The organism is Bacillus sp. SH7-1 (assembly GCF_008042405.1).
GTDB lineage: Bacteria > Bacillota > Bacilli > Bacillales > Bacillaceae_G > Bacillus_A > Bacillus_A thuringiensis_N.
Genome location: NZ_QNUD01000009.1, coordinates 1 through 19,736, shown reverse-complemented (window position 1 = coordinate 19,736; position 19,736 = coordinate 1). Strand labels below are relative to the sequence as shown.

Genomic DNA, 19,736 nt, shown 5'->3' with positions numbered 1-19,736 from the left:
CCATAGCCTTTTGTGTTGTTCAAGTAGAATTGTCCTTTTTGAAAGTTTTGTTTCAACTTTTCGTCTAAAGAGACAAAAAGTTGTCACAATTCGGTCACAATTAGCATAAACATAAAATAGACGAAATGAACTTATTTCCAAAAGGCTTGGTTTATTACAATCAGGATTCGTAGAGCTGAAAAAGCATGGATGAAAAGTTCACTATATTCCCAAGGAGGTAGATCGTATGAAAACTATTCTTGCTATCGCTGGACTTATTTGGGTTTTATCGCATGGCATCCCAATTTATGAAGGAGAACAAATTCGCAGTGCTCTGAATAAAAATTTTAATGAATATCATATCATTGATCGGCAAGATAATGTTGTGACAGTTCGAGTGAATGATTGTTTTCATACGGTAACCGTTGAAGGAACTTCAGTAGTGAATGATACAAAAGTATGTGATCAGCAATAATTATATATAGGGAGAAAAAAGTCTCAATTCAAATATGTGAAGATTGAGGCTTTTATATTTGTAGACGAATAATAAGCGGGGATGGATAATCCCCGCTTATTATTGTTTTAATTTATTGGATTTTGATCGGACATATAATGATTTTTTGACAAAAAGGAAAGGGTATCATGAAAATTGAGACTGAGAAGCTAATAATGTGTTAAGAATAATCATAAAGTGAAAATATACTCATATGGGGTATCAAACATAGATATTTAATGCTATAATTGGTATACTCATAAAATCAATTGTTTTATTGGATGAAGAGAACTTTTAAGAAGGTGATAATATGGATCATAAAGAGCATGAATCAGTAACACATAGATCAGAAAAAGAAAAAGAGCAAATTATAAATAGATTGAAGAGAATCGAAGGACAAGTTCGTGGTATTCAAAATATGATTGAAAATGATCGTTATTGCGTGGATATTTTAGTGCAAATTTCAGCGATTAATGCAGCAATGAAAAAAGTAGGGATGGGTGTCCTCAAAAACCATACGAGTCATTGTGTTTCGGGCGCTATTAAAAACGGTAATGGTGACGAAGCAATTGAAGAATTAATGACAGTATTTGAACGTTTTTCAAAAGCGTAAGAACAAGCTAGTATGTAACTGGCTTGTTTTTTTATTTACCTCTATATAGGATTTCGGGGTATTGGTGTGAAAAAGTGTGTGTAAAATAAACTTTTAGAAAATAATTGAAAAATCATGACACAAAACTATTGATTACCTTAGGGGGGTATGGTAAGATGAGGTTGTGATTAACAAACAATGAATAAACAAGAGGAGGATTTTAAATGGAACAGTTAACATTAAAAGTTGAAGGTATGTCTTGTGGACATTGTGTAAATGCTATCGAAAGCAGTGTGAAAGAGTTAAACGGTGTTGAACAAGTGAAGGTTCAATTGGCAGAAGGAACAGTTGAAGTTACTATCGATTCGTCTGCTATAAAACTAAAAGATATCGTTGCTGTAATCGAAGATCAAGGATACGATGTTCAATAATTATTTTTTAGATATGAAAATAAATCGTACTTTATAGGAAGTACGATTTATTTTGCTAATAATTATACCTCATAAGGGTATGTAGAGGTGAGAGACATGAATGAACAAAAAGAGGTCAATCTTCAAATATCAGGAATGACATGTGCGGCGTGTGCAAATAGAATTGAAAAAGGTCTGAAAAAAGTAGAAGGTGTTCATGATGCAAATGTAAATTTTGCACTTGAAAAAACAAAAATAATGTACGATCCCCAAAAAACAAATCCACAACAATTTAAGGAAAAAGTTGAATCGTTAGGATATGGAATTGTAAGTGATAAAGCTGAATTTACTGTTTCAGGAATGACATGCGCAGCATGTGCCAATAGAGTAGAAAAGCGTTTAAATAAATTAGAAGGTGTGAACGAAGCGACAGTAAATTTCGCTTTGGAATCGGCTACAGTAGATTATAATCCTGATGAAGTTAATGTAAATGAAATGAAGAGTGCAATTACAAAATTAGGATATAAATTGGAAGTGAAATCAGATGAGCAAGATGGATCAACTGATCATCGCTTACAAGAAATTGAGCGACAAAAGAAGAAGTTTATCATTTCGTTTATTTTATCATTCCCGTTACTGTGGGCAATGGTAAGTCACTTCTCATTTACATCGTTTATTTATTTACCTGATATGCTTATGAATCCTTGGGTGCAGCTAGCTCTTGCAACACCAGTTCAATTTATCATTGGTGGACAGTTTTATGTTGGGGCTTATAAAGCGTTACGTAATAAAAGTGCTAACATGGATGTTCTTGTGGCACTTGGAACATCGGCTGCTTATTTCTATAGTGTATATTTAAGCATTCAATCTATCGGTTCTTCGGAACATATGACAGATTTATATTTTGAAACGAGCGCGGTACTTATTACACTAATTATTTTAGGTAAATTATTTGAAGCAAAAGCAAAGGGACGTTCATCAGAAGCAATTAAAAAGTTGATGGGTTTACAAGCAAAGACAGCTACAGTTGTACGAGATGGAACAGAAATGAAAATTTTAATCGAAGAAGTAGTAGCTGGTGATATCGTTTATGTAAAGCCTGGTGAAAAAATTCCGGTAGATGGTGAGATTGTAGAAGGAAAATCAGCAATTGATGAATCGATGTTAACGGGTGAAAGTATTCCAGTTGATAAAACAATTGGGGATTTAGTAATCGGTTCTACAATGAATAAAAATGGATTTTTAAAAGTGAAAGCAACTAAGGTAGGAAGAGATACTGCATTAGCTCAAATTATTAAAGTAGTAGAAGAGGCTCAAGGTTCAAAAGCTCCTATTCAAAGGGTAGCAGATCAAATTTCAGGTATTTTCGTACCGGTTGTAGTTGTAATTGCTATTATTACATTTGCAGTGTGGATGATATTTGTTACACCAGGTGATTTTGGCGGGGCACTTGAGAAAATGATAGCAGTACTTGTTATCGCATGTCCTTGTGCATTAGGTCTTGCGACACCTACATCTATTATGGCTGGATCAGGAAGATCAGCTGAGTATGGCATTTTATTTAAAGGCGGGGAACATTTAGAAGCAACGCATCGATTAGATACAGTTATTCTAGATAAAACAGGTACTGTGACAAATGGGAAACCGGTATTAACAGATGTAATTGTAGCAGATGGATTTCACGAAGAAGAGATACTACGTTTAGTAGGTGCGGCAGAAAAAAATTCTGAACACCCACTCGCAGAAGCGATTGTAGAAGGAATTAAAGAAAAGAAAATTGATATCCCAAGTTCAGAAACGTTTGAAGCGATTCCGGGATTCGGTATCGAATCAGTTGTAGAAGGGAAACAACTATTAATTGGTACACGTCGATTAATGAAGAAATTCGATATTGATATTGAAGAAATTTCTAAATCAATGGAAGAGCTAGAACGAGAAGGAAAAACAGCAATGCTTATTGCGATCAATAAAGAATATGCTGGTATAGTGGCCGTTGCAGATACTGTAAAAGATACTTCAAAAGCAGCTATCGCAAGACTGAAGAAAATGGGTCTAGACGTTGTTATGATTACAGGAGATAATACACAAACTGCTCAAGCAATCGCTAAGCAAGTTGGTATTGATCATGTAATTGCAGAAGTATTACCAGAAGGAAAAGCAGAAGAAGTGAAAAAACTTCAAGCGCAAGGTAAGAAAGTGGCAATGGTTGGAGATGGAATAAATGATGCACCTGCTCTTGCTACGGCGGATATCGGTATGGCAATTGGAACAGGAACGGATGTAGCGATGGAAGCAGCAGATATTACGTTAATTCGTGGTGATTTAAATAGTATTGCTGATGCAATCTTTATGAGTAAGATGACGATAAGAAATATTAAGCAAAATTTATTCTGGGCACTAGCCTATAACGGCTTAGGAATCCCAATTGCAGCGTTCGGCTTCTTAGCACCTTGGGTTGCAGGAGCAGCTATGGCATTTAGTTCTGTATCGGTCGTATTAAATGCATTACGATTGCAAAGAGTGAAATTAAAATAATAAAAATGTAAATCTATAGAGTAATTGAATATACTTTTAAACAAAAAACAATACTTTGAAATAAGTATTGTTTTTTGTTTATATAGAAAGAACAAAGAAATAATAAAGCGGAAATATTGAATACTAGATGATAGAAAAGTTAAATGATAGTTTAGTAAGGAGGTTCATATATGTTAAAAGATATGATCATTAGAACATTCCATAAAGAAGATTTAGAACAAGTATTACAGTTGTTCTATGAAACAGTTCATACAATTAATGCAAAAGATTATAACGTGTTACAGCTACAGGCATGGGCACCAGAGCGACTAGATAGAGAAAGTTGGTTACATTCTTTAGAGAAGAATAGTAGTTATGTAGCGGATCATAACGGTGTGATAGTCGGATTTGGAGATTATAATGAGAATCATTACGTAGATCGCTTATTTACACATAAAGATCATCAAGGGAAAAGGATAGCTTCATCCATATTACAGAAGTTAGAAAAAGAAGCAGTGAACTTGGGCCATAGGGAGATATATACAGAGGCGAGTATTACAGCAAAACCTTTCTTTGAAAGTAAAGGTTTTAGTTGCATAAAGGGACAAAAGAAACAGCATAATGGTCAGATTTTTATTAATTATGTAATGAAAAAAATAGCCCTCTCGTAAACGAGAAGGCTATTTTTTCATTATTTTACAGCTTCTTTTAGTTCTTTACCAGCTTTGAAAGCAGGTACTTTAGAAGCTGCGATTTGCATTTCTTCACCAGTTTGTGGGTTACGGCCTGTACGAGCAGCTCTTTCGCGAACTTCGAATGTACCGAATCCGATAAGTTGTACTTTTTCACCAGCAGCTAAAGTGTTAGTGATTGATTCTACTACAGTTTGTACAACTACAGTAGCTTCTTTTTGAGAAATCTCAGCATTTTGTGCTACGTTTTTAATTAATTCTGTTTTGTTCATGTTTTTCACCTCATATGTAAATAATGCTATTTAAGTTGTTATTATAACGTATAAAACATTCGAGAACAAGTGTACGTACATATATTCGCAAAAAAAATGAAATTTGTAATATTTTTAGAGTCACTTTATAGACCTCTAATTTAAGCCGATACAGATTTGTTCTTTATTTCAGTCTTCTCTTTATTTAGAGATAGTTTTTTATTATAAGATATGAAATAAGGTAATGCTACAAAGAACATACCGCCTACTAAGTTTCCGAAGAAAACAAAAATGAAGTTTGGAAAATATTCAGCCCAAGTTAAATGACCGGAAAAAATTGCAGCTGGGATGACAAACATATTGGCTACAACGTGTTGAAATCCAATCGCAACAAAAGTCATAACTGGGAACCAAATGCCGATAATCTTTCCGATAAATTCTTTACTTCCCATACTGAGCCAAACAGCTAAACAAACGAGCCAATTACATCCGATTGCAGAAATGAAAGCTTGTAGTGGTGTATCTTGTAGTTTAGCTTGCGCAATAGAAACTGTTTTCGCTAAAAAAGCTCCCTCTGTTAATCCGACGATATGACCGAAAAAATAAGCAACGAATACAGCACCTATGAAGTTGCTAAACGTAACAATAACTAAATTTCGAATGAAGTGAAATAAGTCAATTTTTTTATGAAGCCACGCCATTGAAACGGTCATCATATTTCCAGTTACTAACTCACCGCCTGCAAGAATAACGAGTATAAGTCCGATAGGGAATACAGCAGCACCTAGAAAACTAGTAAATGATCCCCAAGACTTTGGCATTGTTCCAATAACATGAATATCGAGTAAATACCCTAATGCTATGAAAGCACCGCCAAAAAAACCGAGAATTAGCATAGGGAGTAATGATAAATGAGCTTTTTTTCTTCCGGAATTAGCAGCAAGTTCCGTAATTTCTTCTGGTGTAAATACAGACATGAATAATCTCTCCTTAATAAAATGATAAAAATAAATGGAACAATTTTAAGAATCTATGTATTATAAAAATATGTTATGACTTCTGTATAAATTTGTCAAAGTGAGTAGGGATGGAATTGGATATAACTAACATTGTTCGTGTTGTCACATTAATGTAACAATAAGGCTTTAAAGTATTTCTAGAGGTGAGAACATGAATACGCATCATGTGAAAAAAGAACCAAAAAAATCAATGGTTAAGATATGTATTATTAGTTTTATAAGTATAATAATGATCTCAGTAAGTTTGTATTTCTATGCGACAGAAATAGAACGAAAACTAGTAACAGTTACGTGGCATGAAATAGAAGCTTCTACAATTCCTAAAGAGTTTAATAATAAAAAAATATTGCAGTTCTCAGATGTACATTTAGGGCCAGAATTCACATTGAAACAACTAGGAAATTTGGTGGAGAAGATGAATGCATTAAGTCCAGATCTAGTAGTTTTCACAGGGGATTTAATAGATAAGTTTGGATCGTATAAAGCAGAAAGAGAAGAAGCGAAAAATATTTTACAGAAAATACATGCGCCCTTAGGGAAATATGCAGTGTTTGGGAATCATGACAGGGGCGGTGGAGGTAGTTTATTTTATAAAAAATATATGGAGGAAGCTGGTTTCGCTGTGTTAGTCAATGAAGTGCAGAAAATTAAAGCGGAAAACGGCAAATATATTACAATATCAGGTTTGGATGATTTCTTATTAGGTAAGCCGCAAATAGACTCGACTTTAAAACATGTAAGGCAACAAGATTTCAATATGCTATTAGTACATGAGCCGGATGTTGTAGATAAAGTAGCTCGTTATCCGGTTGATTTTCAAATGTCAGGACATAGTCACGGAGGACAAGTTCAAATTCCTTTTATAGGTCCATTAATTACTACAAAACTAGCTGAAAGTCATGTTGAAGGTATGTATGAATTAGAAGGAAAGAATAAGCCATTACATTTATACGTAAATCGTGGTATTGGGACAACTCGAATGCCTGTTAGATTTTGGAGTGTACCTGAACTTTCAGTATTTGTATTGAAGCAAAATAGTAACTAATGTATTCAATTCCACATCATCAATTTGATTTTGATGAACGCGCGATGTTAATTGGTGGTAAATTACTTTTAAGCCTTGTAAATAGTTATGTAAGATATGGAAAAGAATCTCTTCATCATGTAGAAGTGAAAAAGTAATTTACATAAATAAAAAACAACAATAGGTCATATAAAACCTATTGTTGTTTTTTTATTATTTTTGCAAGGGAATAGCATCAAAATATGTTCTATAGTTACTAGAGAATTCAAAGTTGTTTTTTGCATCCCAATTAATAGACCAAGACATTAGACCGCGGAAGGCAGGATAGCCACTTTGATTTGAAAGTTTATACTTTCCTCCGAAAGGAATGCCTTTAATGATATAATCTAAAGCTTTTTTCATTTCAGTTGGAGAAATATATCCGCCACTTGGAGCTGCCGCTGGTGCTGCAGGGAGTCCGATCATTACTTGATCCGAACGAAGGGCTGGGAAAATGTTATTTGCATTACCCCCTACTGGAAAACCATGTAAGAGCATATCTGCCATAGCGACTTCGTAGTCTGCAGTACCTTGATTGTAGTTATTACCGTCCATTCCAATGCCACTACCAGCATTGTAGTGTTGAACGTGAATGTATGTTAGTTTATCTTTCACTCCGTAAATAATTGGTAAATATGCACCCCAGATGCTTCCGTATGCGCTATAACCGCCTTGAACATAAGCTGTTTCAGGAGCCATGCTTAATAGAAAATCTGGACCATAATGGTCTGAGATTGTTCGAATAGCTGAAATAAGGTTTACGATTTGAGGAGTAGTTGGGTTTTTGAAATTAGTGTCATTTCCGTTTAAGTAAATACCTGATTCAAGGTCAATATCTATTCCATCAAAAGCGTATTTATCGATCAGAGATTGTATGGAATTAATAAAACGTTGCTTAGCGGCATTGTCAGGAAGTAAAACGACCCCATTCTGTCCACCTATTGAAAGAACTACTTTCTTTCCTTTACTTTTTAAATAAGAAATATCTGATTTGAATTCTGCATCTGTACCATACACAGGAGAAAATTCAACAGTAGAACGATCACCACCAGTTTCCCCAAAAGATACATTGATTACATCCCATTTTGGTGAAACGTCTCTTAATTTAATAATGCCAGTACCGTTATCAAAGTTATGCCAGTATCCAACGAGTAGTTTTGATCCTAAATTGTTTGCTGCTTGTGCTTGAAAGGGGGCTAGTGGTAGCAGTAAAAAAATTACTAACGTACAACAAATGAATTTGAACTTGTTTAACATATCAACACTCCTATACAAAAAGTTGTCTAGATGTATAATCTTGTTTGTTTAATAATATCTGAAAATTCATTCTTTTGTAAGGTGACTATAATTTTCTCAACAATTGTATATGGAAAATTATTAAACCTAATGTAATAATTTCTGTAGGAGTTTGCATTACAATTGTTAAATTCAGAATATTTTGATATATTTTAAAGTATAGGACAAGGTTTTTCGCATAATACTCTTACATAAATTTCAAAATTACGTTTGGAAGGGGATGTACAAGAGTTGGAAAAAAATCTTAAGAAAGACCTCAAAATACGCCATATTACAATGATTTCAATTGGTGGCGTAATAGGAGCTGGTTTGTTTGTTGGAAGTGGTGCGGTTGTGCATTCTGCAGGACCGGGTTCTATTGTTTCATATGCTTTAGCAGGTTTACTAGTTATTTTCGTTATGAGAATGTTAGGAGAAATGGCAGCTATTAACCCGACAAGTGGTTCATTTGCAACATATGCAAGAGAAGCAATTGGTCCATGGGCAGGTTATACAATCGGGTGGCTATATTGGTTTTTTTGGGTAATTGTTATTGCAATAGAAGCTACAGCAGGTGCTGGTATTATTCAATACTGGATTCCAGAAATCCCACTCTGGTTATTAAGCCTAATATTAACGATTTTATTAACATTGACGAATGTTTTTTCGGTGAAATCATTTGGAGAGTTTGAATATTGGTTTTCTTTTATCAAAGTAATAAGTATTGTTTTGTTCCTTTGTCTTGGACTAGCTGTTATTTTAGGATTTGTACCAGGAACGGAAGCACCTGGCACTTCCAATTTAGTAGGACAAGGAGGATTTATGCCAAACGGTATAAGTTCGGTGCTACTTGGAATTACTGTCGTAATATTTTCATTTATGGGATCTGAGATTGTTGCAGTAGCAGCTGGTGAATCTGCTGAACCTGTAAAAGCAGTCAAAACAGCAACAAATAGCGTGATTTGGCGTATTCTCGTATTTTTCATTGGATCTATTGCTGTAGTTGTTACACTTCTTCCATGGAATTCAGCGAACATACTAAAAAGTCCATTTGTAGCGGTACTTGAACATATTGGAATACCGGCAGCAGCGCAAATTATGAATTTTATCGTTTTAACAGCCGTACTTTCTTGTTTAAATTCGGGTTTATATACAAACTCAAGAATGCTTTTTTCTATGGCAGAAAGAGGAGATGCTCCAAAGGCATTTTTGAAATTGAACAGTAGTGGTGTTCCAGTCCGGGCAGTTTTATTCGGAACGTTCTTCGCTTATATTGGAGTTGTTTTCAGTTACATATCTCCAGATAAAGTATTTTTGTTTTTAGTGAATGCATCTGGCGGGATTGCGTTACTCGTTTATCTCGTTATAGCTGTTTCGCATTTAAAGATTCGTAAAAAAATGGGAAGAGTAGAACAACAAAATTTGAAAGTGAAAATGTGGTTCTTCCCGTATGTGACGTATGTTACAATCGCGGCTATTATAGCAGTTTTAGTTGCGATGCTTGCAATTGAATCTTTACGTTCGCAAGCACTTTTGACGACGCTTGTTACGGTTCTTATAATCATTTCTTATTTTATTTTTAATAGAAATAAAAATAGTACAGTGTTGAATACTAAAAATAAGAATGAGGAATCTGTTCGATTCTAATTTCTTGTTTTCTAAGAAATGCTACATCCAATCATTGATAGAAAAGATTCATATATAAGTAAAGAAAAGAGTAATTACTATTGTCATAGTGAATATAAACTTTTTTCTTGACTTTTTATACGAAGGCGAGCAAAATGATAAAAAAGGAAGGGGGGATGACGATGGAAGAGTACGTATTAGAGCTGTATAACCTGTTATATACGACAGAATGGCAAGATATTGTTTCGTTTCTAGGAATAGTATTTTGTATGAAAATTATAATTGTATATATGGAAGAGCAAGGTATGTTCTATTCATTCTCATCCCCGTTCGATGTGCAACGCGAGCCGTTGCTGAACTATGCCAAGGTAAATTACGAACAATTTCCTTTTGTAGCTTTCTTTATGATTCGATTTATTACAGCAATTGTAAAGAAAAAGGAAAGTGACGATGAAGAGTGCCACTCAACTTGTAATATAGCGAATGTTTTTTAAGCTAAATACAAGGAGGAGATTTATATGTGGTTTCGATTTCTTATGATTGGTTTCTTTTCATTAACAGCAATTTCATTAATGGGATATCAAGTGTCTGAAATTTTTCAAGCATATAGCGATACATTTTTTAACAAAAACTAATCGCGTTGCTATTTGAATAATAAAGCGATAAAATCCTTCTTAAGAAGTTTTATTAAGAAGGATTTTTTCTTTGTTTTGTCTTGCTGTGTCAAACTATTGTCACATTTACACTGTGAATAGTATGTTAAAATAGTGAGGTTAAGTATACATATTTGAAGGAAGAAGGAGTGACCATTTTGGTAGATCAATCAACAAATCAGAAAAGCTATGCTCCTATTGTGATAACGCTTTCTGTAATTGTAAATGCGATTATTTTATTTTTGTTCTTTGGACCTGTTGGCTATGAAGGAGAATTACATTTTGATGTAACGATTTTACCAATGTTAAACGCAATTTTTAATAGCTTTACGTTCGTATTCTTATTAGCAGCTTTATACTCTATTATTAAGAAGAATGTGAAAATGCACCGTGGTTTCATCCTAGCAGCATTTACAACGACATTGCTATTTTGTGTTTCGTATTTATCGTATCATTACTTAGCGCCAGCAACACATTTTGGCGGAGAAGGATTTATTAAATATGTGTATTTCATTATTTTAATTACACATATTATCCTAGCAGCAATTATTGTACCACTTGCATTGTTTGCACTTGTATTTGGTTTTACAAATCAATTAACACGTCATCGTAAAATTGTACGTTGGACGATGCCGATCTGGTTATATGTAAGTTTATCTGGTGTTATTGTTTACTTAATGATTTCACCTTATTACCAATAAAAAAATCTCAGCCAGTAGGCTGGGATTTTTTTATTGAGCAAATATTTTTGTGAAATGAAAAAAATATGTTATACAAAAGTATAGTTGCTTTTCATATAGAAGGGATGGTAAAGGAATATGCAAAATTTTGTATTTCGTAATCCAACGAAACTTATTTTCGGTAAAGGTCAATTAGAACAGTTAAAAACTGAAATTCCACAGTTCGGTAAAAAAGTTCTTCTCGTATACGGGGGAGGCAGCATTAAAAGAAACGGTATTTATGATAATGTAATTTCTATTTTAAAGGATATAAATGCAGAAGTATTTGAATTGACAGGTGTTGAACCAAATCCACGTGTATCAACTGTAAAGAAAGGAATTCAAATTTGTAAAGATAATGGTGTTGAATTTATTTTAGCAGTTGGTGGAGGAAGTGTAATCGACTGTACGAAGGCAATTGCAGCTGGTAGTAAGTACGATGGAGATGTGTGGGATATTGTAACGAAAAAAACATTTGCTAGTGAGGCATTACCATTTGGTACTGTGCTTACTCTTGCAGCAACAGGATCTGAAATGAATGCTGGTTCTGTAATTACAAACTGGGAAACGAATGAAAAATATGGCTGGGGTAGCCCAGTTACCTTCCCACAGTTTTCCATTTTAGATCCAATTCATACTGCTTCTGTACCGAAAGATCAAACAATTTACGGTATGGTAGATATTATGTCGCACGTATTAGAACAATATTTCCATCATGGAACAAATACAGAACTACAAGATCGTTATTGTGAATCTGTTTTAAAAACAGTAATTGAGACAGCTCCTAAGCTTTTAAGTGATCTAGAAAATTATGAGCATAGAGAAACTATTTTATATTGCGGTACTATGGCGTTAAACGGTATTTTAGCGATGGGAGTAAAAGGAGATTGGGCGACTCATAATATTGAGCATGCAGTTTCAGCTGTTCATGATATACCGCATGGAGGCGGCTTAGCAATTCTATTCCCGAACTGGATGAAGCATGTTTTAGATGAAAATGTAAGTCGTTTTAAACAGTTTGCTATTCGCGTATTTGATGTAGAAACAGATGGAAAGACTGATCGAGAAGTTGCGTTAGAAGGAATTGAGGCGTTACGTCAATTTTGGACTTCAATTGAGGCACCAGTAACATTATCTGATTACGCTATTGGAGAAAATGAAATTGATTTAATGGCGGATAAAGCGATGGCTTATGGTGAATTTGGTAACTTTAAAAAATTAAATAAAGATGATGTTTTAAGCATATATAAAGCTTCTTTATAAGCGAATCGAGAAAAGAAACCCATTTGATTGTTATATCAAATGGGTTTCTTTTTTGTTTTCTATAACTGTTTTTGACCGGTTTTGATTATTTTTGAATGTTTGTGGTTGATTTTTGTGATCATTTTCATTATACTGTAATCAAAGAAGAGGTGAATAAAATGTTAACTCCTGAACGTCATCAAATGATATTACAACTTGTAAAAGAGCAGAAGGTTGTTAAGTTACAACAATTAGTAGAAAGAACAGAAAGCTCTGAATCAACAATTCGTCGTGATTTAGCACAATTGGAAAAGCAAAGGTTATTAAAAAGAGTTCATGGTGGTGCCGCTGTTTTAACAGGAAAAGGACAGGAGCCAACGATGGTTGAAAAATCATCCAAAAACATTCAAATAAAACAACAAATTGCGAAGTATGCGGCTAACATAGTTGAACAAGGTGATTGTATTTATTTAGATGCAGGAAGTACAACATTTGAAATGATTCCATTTTTAATAAATAAAGATGTTACTGTCGTTACGAATGGACTTATGCATATTGAAGCTTTAGTTGAAAATAATATTCGTGCATATTTACTAGGCGGGATGATGAAGAGTAGGACGAAAGCTTTAATTGGCGCAATGGCACAGGAAAGTATGCAGAAATATCGTTTTGATAAATGTTTTTTAGGGGCGAATGGTGTACATGAACAGCTTGGTTTTACAACTCCAGATCCAGAAGAAGCACTTTTAAAGCAAATGGCATTAACATTGGCAAACGAAGGATATTTCTTAATTGATGAAAGCAAGTTTTCAGAAGTTGCATTTGCGAAAATTGCTAATGTTGAAGAGGCAAATATTATTACAAACTATTTAGAAATTGATTTAGAAAAATATAAAAGACAAACCAATGTAATTGAGGCTGATAAACAATGATCTATACAGTTACTTTAAACCCATCTATTGATTATGTAGTGCAAGTTAGTTCTTTCGATTTAGGAGCAGTAAATAGAGCGGAGAAAGATATGAAGTTTCCTGGAGGGAAAGGTATTAATGTTTCTCGCGTTCTTCATCGTTTAGGTGTTGAAAATGTAGCGCTTGGATTTACTGGTGGATTTACCGGTCAATTTATTAAAGATGTATTACATGATGAAGGGGTAATAACAAACTTCATTCAAGTAAATGACGATACTCGAATTAATGTGAAAATAAAAGGGAAAGAAGAAACAGAATTAAATGGGCAAGGACCAAGTGTGACAAATGAGCAATTTGAACAATTAATGAAACAAATTGAAAGTATGCAAAAGGGAGATTGTGTTGTACTAGCTGGAAGTGTACCGGCGTCTATCCCCACTACTTTTTATGAATCAATCGCAGCTTTTGGAGCTGAAAAAGGCATTCGTGTAGTAGTAGATGCAAGTGGTAGTGCACTGCAGCATGTAGTTAAAAATAAACCATTTTTAATAAAGCCAAATCATCATGAACTTGGTGAGTTATTTGGAGTAGAGATTTCCACAGTAGAAGATATTTTACCGTATGGAAGAAAATTAGTTGAGCAAGGTGTAGAGCATGTTATCGTATCAATGGCCGGAGATGGAGCTTTATTATTTATGGCAGAAGGTATATATGAAGCAACTATTCCAAAAGGTGTTGTAATTAATTCAGTTGGAGCCGGTGATTCTCTCGTTGCGGGGTTTGTAGGTAAATATGAACAAACAAAAGATATTGAAAAGGCATTTCAATATGGTGTTGCGACAGGGAGTGCAACAGCATTTTCAGCAGATTTATGTGAAAAGGAAACAGTAGAAGAATTATTGTCGCAAGTAATTGTAACTAAGCGATAGGGGGAAGCAACATATGAAAATTACAGAACTATTAAAAAGGGATACAGTTATTATGAATTTGACAGCTTCAAATAAAGAAGCTGTCATAGATGAATTAGTTGAGAAATTAGACGAGGCAAATCGTTTAAATAGTAAAGTTGAATTTAAAGAAGCTATTTTAAAGCGGGAGTCACAAAGTACAACGGGTATTGGTGAAGGGATTGCTATACCTCATGCGAAAACAAAAGCTGTTAAGCAACCAGCGATTTGTTTTGGTAGAAGTGTAAGCGGTATCAACTATGAATCGCTTGACGGACAGCCTGCGCATTTATTCTTTATGATTGCTGCAAGCGAAGGGGCAAATAATACCCATTTAGAAACATTGTCTCGTCTTTCTACATTATTAATGGATGAGGGTTTTCGTAAGCAATTATTAGAAGCAAAGGATGAGGAGGAACTTCTTCGCTTATTTGATGAAAAAGAAAATGAAAAAGAAGAAGAGGTTGAAGTTGCAAAACCAGAAGGGAATGAACCGTACGTATTAGCTGTTACAGCGTGTCCAACTGGAATCGCTCACACATATATGGCTGCGGATAGCTTGAAAGCAAAAGCAGCAGAGCTAGGAATTGCAATTAAAGTTGAAACGAATGGATCAACAGGTATAAAAAACGGTTTAACGAAAGAGGATATTGAACGCGCGACGGCTATAATTGTTGCGGCAGATAAACAAGTAGAAATGAACCGTTTTGCTGGGAAGCATGTTATTCAAGTGCCAGTCGCTGATGGGATTAGAAAAACGGAAACGCTTCTTAATCGAGCTGTAAAACAAGATGCGCCAATCTTTAAAGGTGTAAAAGAGGATGGAAAGGCAGAAAATACGGAGAAAGATAAAGGATTAGGAATTTATAAGCATTTAATGAACGGCGTAAGTAATATGCTTCCATTCGTTGTTGGTGGCGGGATTTTAATAGCGCTAGCATTTTCGTTTGGTGGTATAAAGGCGGAAGGTCCTTTAGCTGAATTGTTCATGTCTATTGGAGGAGGGGGAACAGGGGCATTTTTATTCCTTGTACCAATTTTAGCTGGATTTATTGCGAGTTCTATTGCTGATCGTCCTGGTTTTATGCCTGGTGTTGTCGGAGGATTTTTAGCGGCACATGCGAATGCTGGATTTTTAGGTGGATTAATTGCTGGTTTCTTAGCCGGATATGTTGTTTTAGGATTAAAAAAATTATTTTCAGGGTTACCAGTACAGTTAGAAGGAATTAAACCTGTTTTGTTATATCCAGTCTTTGGATTATTGATTACAGGAGTTGTTATGCAAAAAGTAGTAATTCCACCTGTAGTAGCATTGAATGAAATGTTAACAGGATGGTTAAATGGTTTGAACGGTACAAATGCTATATTACTAGGTCTTATTTTAGGTGCAATGATGGCAATTGATATGGGTGGTCCAATTAATAAAGCAGCATTTACATTTGGTATTGCTGCAATAGAAGCACAGAACTTTGGGGTGCACTCAGCGGTTATGGCTGGTGGTATGGTACCGCCGCTAGCAATTGCATTAGCCACTACATTCTTTAAATCGAAGTTTACAGAAGCGGAGCGTAAATCTGGTTTAACAAATTATATTATGGGAGCATCGTTTATTACAGAAGGTGCGATTCCATTTGCAGCTGCAGATCCGGTTCGAGTAATAGTAAGTTGTGTTGTTGGTTCAAGTATTGCAGGTGCATTATCTATGTTATTCCAAATTACATTACCGGCACCGCATGGTGGATTGTTTGTTATCGCATTAGTAAATAAACCAGTGTTGTATATTTTCTCGATACTGATAGGGGCAGTAGTTTCTGCTCTTATGATGGGAATTTGGAAAAAGAAAGTTAAATAACGCATGAAAGGGGGGTGGCTTTTATTAGCTGCTCCTTTTTATTACAAAAAAAGAGGATAATAATTGGAGAATGATGGATTTTGGTAAAAGATGTAATGAAATCTGGTTTTTTTGTAACAAAAAAGTAATACTGTAATTTTTTTTGGAAAAAAATTCTGGTGCTTGTATGTGGAAAATATATGAAAACTATTGGGGATTCTATTGGAAATGTAATTTATTAATATGGAAATTTATGTTACAACTCATTAATCGTATATTACGAATGGTTTGTAATTGTGTGTTTTCTAAAAATCTTAAAAATCCGTTGCTATAATGAAAATACGAAAACAAAGCAAATGGAGGCTATTCATGAAAAAATTATTAGGTATAGCAACGGCGGCAGTTTTTGGTCTTGGGATTTTTGCAGGTTCTGCGAAAGCAGAAACGATTGTAACAACAGACGTATTAAATGTTAGAGAAAACCCAACTGTAGAGTCAAAGCTTGTAGGTAAAATGTTAAATGGAAATAAATTAGACGTTATAAATACAGAAAATGGATGGACAAAAATTAAAGTAAATGGTAAAGAAGCGTTTGTAAGTGCTGAATTTACAAAAAGTACATATTATGTAACGGCAGGTGTGTTAAATGTTCGTGCCGGAGCGAATACTGACTCTGAAATTCTTGGTAAACTGAATAAAGATGATGTAATTGAAACGACAAATCAGGTTCAAAATGAATGGTTACAATTCGACTACAATGGAAAAGTTGGATATGTTCACGTACCATTTTTAACAGGAACGGCACCAGTGATTGAAAAGAAAGAAGTTGTAACGCAAGAAGAAGCGCCGGTAAGAGTAAATACGCCGGTTAAAAATAATAAAGTAGTTAAGAACAAAGAGTCTGTTAAGAATGTAGAATCAAGTAAATCAGTGGCAAAACAGCAGTCAACTACGAAACAAGTTGCAAAATCTAATGGAACAAGTGCACCTGCTGGTGGACGTGAAATAACAGTAGAGGCGACAGCGTATACAGCAGATCCGAGTGAGAATGGTTCGTATGGTGGTCGTGTATTAACTGCAATGGGGCATGATTTAACAGCGAATCCAAATATGAAAGTAATTGCTGTTGACCCTAGAGTAATTCCGCTTGGATCAAAAGTATGGGTAGAAGGATACGGAGAAGCGATTGCTGGAGATACTGGTGGTGCGATTAAAGGAAATCGTATTGATGTTCTAGTTGGTTCAGATGGTAGTGCTAATAGCTGGGGGCGCAAATCTGTTAAAGTGAAAGTTATAGAGTAGTGTATATGTATTAATATAAAAGGCGGTTGCTTGAAAGTATGTAAGCAACCGCCTTTTATGGATTATTGAAAAGGATAAATCGTTTTACCTGTAATAATTTTATAGGCACTGCAAAATTGGTTTTGTATATACTCTGTATCTTTATTTTCTGGATGTAATGTTGTTTCTTGAAGAGTAGAATGAAAAGAACGTAGTAAACAATTTAAGGCGAAGTATAATTCTTCCTGTGAACAATTTTGTTCTTTTGTAGCAGTAGCTAAAATGAGGTCTTTTGTCAAAGATGAAAAATTGATAGTGGATTGTTTCATAGTTAACTCATCCTCTCGGAGGTATTTTTAATCATGTATATGCGGAATTGGACAAACTATGTTCTTTTTTTATTTATAATTTCATGTACCGTAATGAAAGAACTTGCAATCATGTCGTTAAAATTGGTAAGATTGGATATAATCAATAGATGGAGTACATTACATAAAGAGAGTTGAATGATATGGGAGAAGTGCAACGTGAAAAAGTTGCTGTCATCATTGGACCAACTGCTGTTGGGAAGACGAAGTTAAGTATTGATCTTGCCAAAGCGTTAAATGGTGAAATTATAAGTGGAGATTCCATGCAGATTTATCGTACGATGGATATTGGAACCGCAAAGGTGACGAAAGAAGAGATGGACGGAATTCCACATTATATGGTCGATATAAAAAATCCAGAAGAGTCATTTTCAGTTGCCGAATTTCAAGAACGTGTTCGTAAGCATATTCGAGAGATTACAGAGCGTGGTAAATTGCCAATTATCGTTGGTGGAACTGGTTTGTATATACAATCTGTTTTATTCGATTATCAGTTTACGGATGATGCTGGTGATGCTATATACCGAGAACAAATGGAAAAGTTAGCATTAGAACGTGGTGTGGAATATGTACATAAGAAATTACAAGAAGTAGACCCAGAAAGCGCTGAGCGTATTCATACAAATAATGTACGCCGTGTCATTAGAGCGTTAGAAATTTTCCACACGACGGGTGAAAAAATGAGTGATCAACTTGAAAAACAAGAAAACGAGTTGTTATACGATGTTTCCTTGATTGGCTTGACAATGGATCGAGAAATGCTATACGATCGCATTAACTTACGAGTTGATATAATGATGGACCAAGGTTTATTAGAAGAAGTAGAAGGATTGTATAATAGAGGGATACGAGATTGTCAATCTATTCAAGCAATTGGGTATAAAGAGATATATGATTATTTTGAGGATCGTGTCTCTTTAGAAGAAGCGGTATCACAATTAAAGACGAATTCACGTCGTTATGCAAAGCGTCAATTAACGTGGTTCCGTAATAAGATGGATGTCACATGGTTTGATGTTACAGACGGTGAAAAAACGTCAGAAATTTTACGATACATAGAAGGAAAGTTACAACTAAAGTCGAATAATAGTAAGTAGAGAAAAAGAGGAGGATTCGACATGAAGCAATCAATCAATATTCAAGATCAGTTTTTAAATCAACTCCGTAAAGAGAATACGTTTGTTACGCTGTACTTATTAAATGGTTTCCAGCTTCGTGGATTAATTAAAGGATTTGATAATTTTACAGTCCTACTGGAAACAGAAGGTAAGCAACAGCTTATTTATAAACATGCAATTTCTACATTCGTTCCACAAAAAAATGTTTCAATTGAATTAGAGTAGTAATGAATTATTGTACATAACAAAAAAAGAGCGAGTTTCTCGCTCTTTTTTTATTTGCCATAAACAATAAATAGTGAAATTTAAGCGATTCTAAATACAGTTAGACGAATGTTAGTGTTTCCTGTGGCAGGGATCGTGATCTCATTAAGAGTAGATTGGACAGAAATGTTTGCGCCAGCTCTTAACGTTTCGATTGTAGTAAATGAAAGCGAGTCGCCTATTAGATTTGAAGAGAAGTTGTCAGTTGCGACTGCTCCATTTATTGATATTCCTACTCCGAGTGGTGCACATCCTGGTGCAGTTGTAGAAATAGATACGCTAATTACATAAATACCACCGTTGATAACTGTAACTGTATCTGTGCCATTAAAGATAATATTGTTTACGTTAATTGCAGTACTGAAGATGAAGTTATTAAATTGTAGTACTGTTTGTTGAATGTTGTTTGTTACAACAATTGTTGCTACAGGGAAGCTAGGTCCAGTAGGTCCAGTAACTCCTACACCAGTAGCGCCGGTAGCACCCGT

At 34.7% G+C, this 19,736-nt stretch carries 22 protein-coding genes; 17 read left to right on the top strand and 5 right to left on the bottom strand.

The features are described from left to right. The first annotated feature begins 226 nt into the window (after nucleotides 1–226). From DN390_RS09070 to DN390_RS09050, 5 genes are all read left to right on the top strand, one after another. Complete coding sequence (locus DN390_RS09070) at nucleotides 227–454, top strand: hypothetical protein (RefSeq protein ID WP_000849103.1); 228 nt, start codon at nucleotides 227–229, stop codon at nucleotides 452–454. Between the two features lie 328 nt (nucleotides 455–782). Next, complete coding sequence (locus tag DN390_RS09065; protein WP_000349642.1) at nucleotides 783–1,085, top strand: metal-sensing transcriptional repressor; 303 nt, start codon at nucleotides 783–785, stop codon at nucleotides 1,083–1,085. A 203-nt stretch (nucleotides 1,086–1,288) separates the two neighbouring features. Then, complete coding sequence (copZ, locus tag DN390_RS09060; RefSeq protein WP_147807210.1) at nucleotides 1,289–1,495, top strand: copper chaperone CopZ; 207 nt, start codon at nucleotides 1,289–1,291, stop codon at nucleotides 1,493–1,495. Between the two features lie 96 nt (nucleotides 1,496–1,591). Next, nucleotides 1,592–4,009 (top strand): heavy metal translocating P-type ATPase, encoded by a 2,418-nt coding sequence (locus DN390_RS09055; RefSeq protein WP_147807209.1) that lies wholly within the window; start codon nucleotides 1,592–1,594, stop codon nucleotides 4,007–4,009. A 170-nt stretch (nucleotides 4,010–4,179) separates the two neighbouring features. Beyond that, nucleotides 4,180–4,659, top strand: coding sequence for a GNAT family N-acetyltransferase (locus tag DN390_RS09050; protein WP_147807208.1), 480 nt, complete (start codon nucleotides 4,180–4,182; stop codon nucleotides 4,657–4,659). Nucleotides 4,660–4,679: 20 nt separating this feature from the next. On the opposite strand, the gene DN390_RS09045 is transcribed toward DN390_RS09050, so the two are convergent. Together DN390_RS09045 and DN390_RS09040 are read right to left on the bottom strand one after the other, a co-directional pair. Next, nucleotides 4,680–4,952, bottom strand: a complete 273-nt coding sequence (locus DN390_RS09045; RefSeq protein WP_001043904.1) for an HU family DNA-binding protein — start codon at nucleotides 4,950–4,952, stop codon at nucleotides 4,680–4,682. Nucleotides 4,953–5,092: 140 nt separating this feature from the next. Then, nucleotides 5,093–5,908, bottom strand: a complete 816-nt coding sequence (locus tag DN390_RS09040; RefSeq protein ID WP_147807207.1) for a formate/nitrite transporter family protein — start codon at nucleotides 5,906–5,908, stop codon at nucleotides 5,093–5,095. A 193-nt stretch (nucleotides 5,909–6,101) separates the two neighbouring features. Here DN390_RS09040 and DN390_RS09035 point away from each other — a divergent pair, with 193 nt between their 5' ends. Beyond that, nucleotides 6,102–6,995 (top strand): metallophosphoesterase, encoded by an 894-nt coding sequence (locus DN390_RS09035; protein WP_147807206.1) that lies wholly within the window; start codon nucleotides 6,102–6,104, stop codon nucleotides 6,993–6,995. Continuing rightward, nucleotides 6,995–7,132: a hypothetical protein gene (locus DN390_RS09030; protein ID WP_088116284.1), complete on the top strand. Its 138-nt coding sequence runs from the start codon at nucleotides 6,995–6,997 to the stop codon at nucleotides 7,130–7,132. The genes DN390_RS09035 and DN390_RS09030 overlap by 1 nt, the downstream gene beginning before the upstream one ends. Nucleotides 7,133–7,187: 55 nt before the next feature. On the opposite strand, the gene DN390_RS09025 is transcribed toward DN390_RS09030, so the two are convergent. After that, nucleotides 7,188–8,270 (bottom strand): chitinase, encoded by a 1,083-nt coding sequence (locus DN390_RS09025; protein WP_147807205.1) that lies wholly within the window; start codon nucleotides 8,268–8,270, stop codon nucleotides 7,188–7,190. Nucleotides 8,271–8,540: 270 nt separating this feature from the next. Here DN390_RS09025 and gabP point away from each other — a divergent pair, with 270 nt between their 5' ends. From gabP to entD, 8 genes are all read left to right on the top strand, one after another. Next, the gene (gene gabP / locus DN390_RS09015; protein WP_147807204.1) at nucleotides 8,541–9,935 is read left to right on the top strand and encodes a GABA permease; all 1,395 of its coding nucleotides are present in this window, start codon (nucleotides 8,541–8,543) and stop codon (nucleotides 9,933–9,935) included. Nucleotides 9,936–10,069: 134 nt separating this feature from the next. Continuing rightward, nucleotides 10,070–10,408 (top strand): hypothetical protein, encoded by a 339-nt coding sequence (locus DN390_RS09010; protein ID WP_147807203.1) that lies wholly within the window; start codon nucleotides 10,070–10,072, stop codon nucleotides 10,406–10,408. Nucleotides 10,409–10,725: 317 nt separating this feature from the next. Beyond that, complete coding sequence (locus DN390_RS09005) at nucleotides 10,726–11,268, top strand: DUF420 domain-containing protein (RefSeq protein ID WP_000228314.1); 543 nt, start codon at nucleotides 10,726–10,728, stop codon at nucleotides 11,266–11,268. A 117-nt stretch (nucleotides 11,269–11,385) separates the two neighbouring features. Beyond that, nucleotides 11,386–12,549, top strand: a complete 1,164-nt coding sequence (locus DN390_RS09000; RefSeq protein WP_147807202.1) for an iron-containing alcohol dehydrogenase — start codon at nucleotides 11,386–11,388, stop codon at nucleotides 12,547–12,549. Between the two features lie 158 nt (nucleotides 12,550–12,707). Continuing rightward, a complete protein-coding gene (locus tag DN390_RS08995; RefSeq protein ID WP_060631894.1) occupies nucleotides 12,708–13,460 on the top strand; it encodes a DeoR/GlpR family DNA-binding transcription regulator in 753 nt (250 codons plus the stop codon). Continuing rightward, a complete protein-coding gene (gene pfkB / locus DN390_RS08990; protein ID WP_147807201.1) occupies nucleotides 13,457–14,368 on the top strand; it encodes a 1-phosphofructokinase in 912 nt (303 codons plus the stop codon). The genes DN390_RS08995 and pfkB overlap by 4 nt, the downstream gene beginning before the upstream one ends. Nucleotides 14,369–14,381: 13 nt before the next feature. After that, nucleotides 14,382–16,238, top strand: coding sequence for a PTS fructose transporter subunit IIABC (locus DN390_RS08985; protein WP_097949814.1), 1,857 nt, complete (start codon nucleotides 14,382–14,384; stop codon nucleotides 16,236–16,238). 348 nt (nucleotides 16,239–16,586) lie between these two features. Continuing rightward, entirely contained in the window at nucleotides 16,587–17,519 is a 933-nt protein-coding gene (gene entD / locus DN390_RS08980) for a cell wall-binding protein EntD (RefSeq protein ID WP_147807200.1), read from the top strand. A 62-nt stretch (nucleotides 17,520–17,581) separates the two neighbouring features. Here entD and DN390_RS08975 read toward each other — a convergent pair whose 3' ends face one another. Continuing rightward, the gene (locus tag DN390_RS08975; RefSeq protein WP_000814418.1) at nucleotides 17,582–17,827 is read right to left on the bottom strand and encodes a hypothetical protein; all 246 of its coding nucleotides are present in this window, start codon (nucleotides 17,825–17,827) and stop codon (nucleotides 17,582–17,584) included. A 182-nt stretch (nucleotides 17,828–18,009) separates the two neighbouring features. Here DN390_RS08975 and miaA point away from each other — a divergent pair, with 182 nt between their 5' ends. Further along, nucleotides 18,010–18,963 carry a tRNA (adenosine(37)-N6)-dimethylallyltransferase MiaA gene (miaA, locus tag DN390_RS08970; RefSeq protein ID WP_147807199.1) on the top strand — a complete coding sequence of 318 codons (954 nt, stop codon included), beginning with the start codon at nucleotides 18,010–18,012 and terminating at the stop codon, nucleotides 18,961–18,963. 21 nt (nucleotides 18,964–18,984) lie between these two features. Continuing rightward, nucleotides 18,985–19,209, top strand: coding sequence for an RNA chaperone Hfq (gene hfq, locus DN390_RS08965; protein ID WP_000813896.1), 225 nt, complete (start codon nucleotides 18,985–18,987; stop codon nucleotides 19,207–19,209). Nucleotides 19,210–19,289: 80 nt separating this feature from the next. Here hfq and DN390_RS08960 read toward each other — a convergent pair. Next, the coding region (locus DN390_RS08960; RefSeq protein WP_147807198.1) for a Gly-Xaa-Xaa repeat protein at nucleotides 19,290–19,736 on the bottom strand (447 nt) is incomplete at its 5' end.